This is a genomic window from Candidatus Symbiopectobacterium sp. NZEC135 (assembly GCF_025962695.1).
Genome location: NZ_JAGFPF010001431.1, coordinates 1 through 546, shown reverse-complemented (window position 1 = coordinate 546; position 546 = coordinate 1). Strand labels below are relative to the sequence as shown.

Here is a 546-nt window from a genome sequence, read left to right as displayed (position 1 = left end):
CGGGCGAGTATCAGCCTGATGAGGTACAACGGCAAACGGTAACCGCGCTGCATGGCATTTATCAGGCCTTGCAAGCGCGCGAAGCGTCGCAGGCGACTCCCGTATCCGATGGCCGCTTTGTCCGCTGGCGGCACTGGCTGGGACTGGCAGATAAAACGCCTGCGGCTCCGGTGCAGGGGCTTTATATGTGGGGCGGGGTCGGGCGCGGCAAAACCTGGCTGATGGATCTGTTTTTCCAGAGTCTGCCGACAGAACGCAAGCTGCGGCTGCATTTCCATCGCTTTATGCTGCGCGTGCACGAAGAGCTGAACCAGCTACAGGGGCAACCGAACCCGCTGGAGCTGGTGGCGGATGGGTTTAAAGCGCAGACCGATGTGCTCTGCTTTGATGAGTTTTTCGTTACGGATATCACCGATGCCATGCTGCTGGCGGAACTGTTGCGTGCGTTGTTCGCCCGCGGCGTTACCTTGGTGGCCACCTCCAATATTCCTCCGGATAACCTCTATCGTAACGGCTTACAACGCAGTCGTTTTTTGCCGGCTATCG

The 546-nt window shown here is 58.6% G+C and carries 1 protein-coding gene; it reads left to right on the top strand.

The window, feature by feature from the left end:
• Window positions 1-546 (top strand): cell division protein ZapE (zapE, locus tag J5224_RS34670; protein ID WP_264629349.1); only part of this gene is annotated, 546 nt, incomplete at both ends.